Source organism: Gemmiger formicilis, assembly GCF_016900095.1.
In the GTDB taxonomy this organism is placed as follows: domain Bacteria; phylum Bacillota; class Clostridia; order Oscillospirales; family Ruminococcaceae; genus Gemmiger; species Gemmiger formicilis_A.
The window spans coordinates 1-3,821 of record NZ_JACJJP010000061.1 but is presented as its reverse complement, the minus strand read 5'-3'; the positions used below and the strand labels follow the sequence as shown (position 1 = coordinate 3,821).

The 3,821-nt window shown below is 49.1% G+C and carries 1 protein-coding gene; it reads right to left on the bottom strand.

All coding sequences use genetic code 11. The annotated features are described in order from the left end of the window. On the bottom strand, window positions 1–3,438 hold a 3,438-nt coding region (locus tag H6B15_RS15075), incomplete at its 3' end, for an InlB B-repeat-containing protein (RefSeq protein WP_204648828.1). Between the last annotated feature and the right edge of the window lie 383 nt (window positions 3,439–3,821).

The window sequence follows — 3,821 nt, the reverse complement described above, 5'->3', positions numbered from 1 at the left end:
GTCGTTGATCCACGCAGACTTGGTTACCGGCACACTTTCGGCTTCCACGCCATCCTTGTAATACTTCACCGTGTAGGTGATGCTATGAAGCTGAGTATTATCCACGACGACATTGAAGATAACCTCATTATCACCAGGCTCAACAACGACTTCCTGAGAATCAGCTTGGCCTTCAGCCAGTTTATAACCCGTAGGGATGTCAATTTCATCTTCGCCATCACCCACTGTTACTATCACCGTACTGCCTTCAACCTGATTGATGAGCTGATCTCTTCCAACCTCTGTATTGCCATTTTTGAATATTACGGTAATAGTTGCTTCTTGCTTAGGAGTCCACGTAGCTTTCAGTGTGAAGGTATCATTCTCCAAACCGTCTTGGCCGTAAGGATATGCAACTACCTGGTTAGCCTCATAAGGAGTATCGTCTTTCTTCCAGCCAGCAAAGGTATAACCCTCGCGTACAGGCTCCTCACTGATAACGGTAAACTGATCACCATATGCAAAATTACCTGCCAGATAAACGCCCGGTCCATAATTTCCGCCGTTTGGTTTCGGTTTACCACTCACATCGGTCAATCCAGCCGGCGGCGTGGTTTCATCCTTCCAGTTGCCTCCCTGCAGGTCATACAGCAGCGGGTTTCTGGCTTGATGCCAAATTGCATATAGCGTTATATCGCTGTTGACGGTAACCTTATCCAGACCCTTGGTAGCATCTTTGTCAGTATTCCAACCAACCAGCGCATATCCTTCTTTTTTCAAAGTGACATTTGTAACATCGACAGGCTGGTATTCGGTTCCTGCAGCAATGCCCTCGACAGGATTTGGATTAGGTAAAGCGCCGCTGGTACTGCCATTGCCATCATACGTTACCTTAAATGTACTTTTCTTAATAGGAATATCAATATAGTTTCCATCTACAGCGCTGACAACTGTGATGGTATATTCTTCTGTTTCGGGATTTACAAGTTCATATCCATCTGGAACAAGTACATTTTCACCAACGGTAGCCGTTGCTTCACTGCCAACTCTGAAGTTTGCTCCCAACGAACATGGCTCAAGATCTTCGATAGGACTACCGTTTTGATCTACAAATCGGGCCCAGACTTCCCTGCTCTGCCCCTGCCAGATAGCGTAAAGCGTAACATCATGGTTAGGCATTTTGAATGTGTTTCCGCCAACATATTCCGCCTCTGTGGCCTGTGCATCTGTAGACCAACCAAGGAACACATACCCCGGACGAGTCGGCTGCTCAGAACCCACTTTAACCTCTTGGCCCTCAGAATACTGACCGCCCAAGGGGAACGGACTAGTGGGATCAACATCCGCCGCGTTCAATTGGTAAGTCAAATTGTGTTTGTTTTTGCTCAGCAGAACACCATCAACGTGATATGTAGACTCACGCTTGATTACATACCACAGAACATACTGATTTTCTGGATCATAGCTGGGATATACAGCTTTAATTTGATCGTCAGTCGGAGTCGCATTCAGGTGTTCCCCGATCCCCGTCGTATTATTAAAATAGAAGCCGCCATCTTTGATGGCACCGCTAATTTTAATAGCTTTTGAGTACTGGCTTGCGAGATATCCCATTGGCTCCGTAGGGATGGTGCCATCCAAGCGGATATAGAATTCTGCATCTTGAGTACCGGTACCCCAAACCGCATAGAACGTAATCGTTGTAGCGTTAGAAGGCACTGTGTAAATTTGTCCTTCCTGATACCGGGGGACTTTATAATGCTCACTGCCGGCGCTGGATGCATTCTCATCTGTTGACCATCCCAAAAACGCATGTCCGCCATTTGTCAGGTCTCCACCACCCGGCATAGAAACTTCATCGCCGCTCTTGGCAGTGGTGATGTCGGCCGGCAAATTTCCCTGACCTCCGTTGGCATCAAAGTGGATAGTCACCTTTTGCTGTACGGTAATTGTGATAGTTGCGGTTTTGCCACCTGCAGTCGCGGTAATATTAGCAGTGCCACCATTACGACCAGTTACGGTAGCTGTTTTACCATTACCACGCACTTGCGCCACGTACGAATTTTGGGAAGACCAAGTAATATCATTCCAATCATCCGGAGTAACGTTAGCGGTCAAGGTAATGGTTTCGCCCGTTCCAACTTGTGTGTCACCTTGGATATCAATACTTGTCACAGGGCTATATACCGTAAAGGTAAAGGTTTCCTGCGTCCTCCAATCAGACCATATAAATCCTTCATCTGTCTGAAAATAGATCGTATGTGTTCCTTCGGCAATATCATTGGGAAGCGTATATGTAAGGACAACTTTCTGGTTTTGCCTATTAGTACCGGTTTTAAATGCTGTACCATTTTCATTATCGAGAAGCCAACGGTAATCAGTTCGCCGGCCATAGGTGTCTTGGGTAGTGATTTCAATCGTCTGTCCCGGATAATACTGTTCGGAAAGATTTGCCAGCATTGCAGCCTTATCACCAGCGTCAGTCCCCACCGTCACCACAACAAAGGGGCTGAAGGAGCTGATGTTTTCAAAGGTCACATCGCCGTTATCGGCAAAATTGCCCATGTCAACAGAGCCGTCCGCCTTGACGTGGACAGCGTATCTTTCCTGATTTTCACCGGCAGTCAGCGCCACACCGGACAAAGTCACCGTGGCAGTCTGGCCTTCAGACAGCGTGTAAGCGTTGCCTTCGCCGTCCACCAGGCTGATATCGTAGGCTTCGATGTCCGCAATATCGGCACTGCCGACAGCATCCATCAATGCCTGCATGGTGTCATCGTCCAGGCTGTATTTATCCAGGGCGGACATCTGCACCGTCACACCCTCCGGAAGGACTGCCGTGACATTTGCCGTGGCATTACCGGCCTGACCGGGCACGGTCCGCTCTTCCATAGCAGCAGCATCGTCCTCAGCAGACCCATCTGCACCATCAAGAGAAAGCACACCATTTGCCTGCGCCGCATCCGTAGAAGCCGGATCACTCGCAGGTTCCTCATTGGTGGTCGCCTCGGAAGATGCCGCAGGTTCCTCGTTGGTTTCGGAAGAGGCAACAGCTTCGCTGGAAGCAGCGCTTGCCGCCTGGTCCTCGCTGGAGGCAGACTCCTCCTCTTCAGCCGGAGTCTCGGCAGGGGCCGCCTTTTCCTCTTCAGCCGGAGTCTCGACAGAGGCAGCATCTACCTCCGGAGTCTCAACAGCTTCGGTGGAATCTTCCTCAAGTACGACATTTTCGTCCTGAGTGCCCTCCTCCGTCTGCTCATTATCGGCAGTCGTGCTGGACGCGGAAGTCTGCTCATCGTCAGACGGTTCCGTGGTTTCTTCCGGCATCGTATCCGACATAGTCGCAGTATCCGTCGAATCGTCTTCAACTGCGAACGCCTGGACCGGTGTGAGGGAAGCCAGCATCGCAAAAACCAGCAATACGCTGATTACTCGACGTGCCTTGAACCATAACATGTCCATGATTTTCTCCTTTCTGGATGTTTCCATCCATGTCCTTATCGCTCCGAAAAATCGAGGCAATTTTTGACTGTATGGCTCTATGATACTCCCCTGTTGGTCACAACTCGGTCACAAAATAGTCAAAATTTGCGAAATCGTCTTTTTGCTTCTTTTTCTTTGTTTTTTGCCTCTTATTTTGTGCATAATGCTTTTAAAAATTCTTTCATCACGTCAGCCCTCGTTTCATCAACAACGAGGGAAGCCCCGCACAGATTGCTCTGTGCGGGGCTTCCCTTATGTTTGGCGGAAGATTTCCACCTTTGGATTAGGTTTTGCGCTCAGACTCAGGCGTTTTCAGCTTCGTCTTCGTCGGGTTCCTGCTTGTCCTTCATGCTCAGAACCGC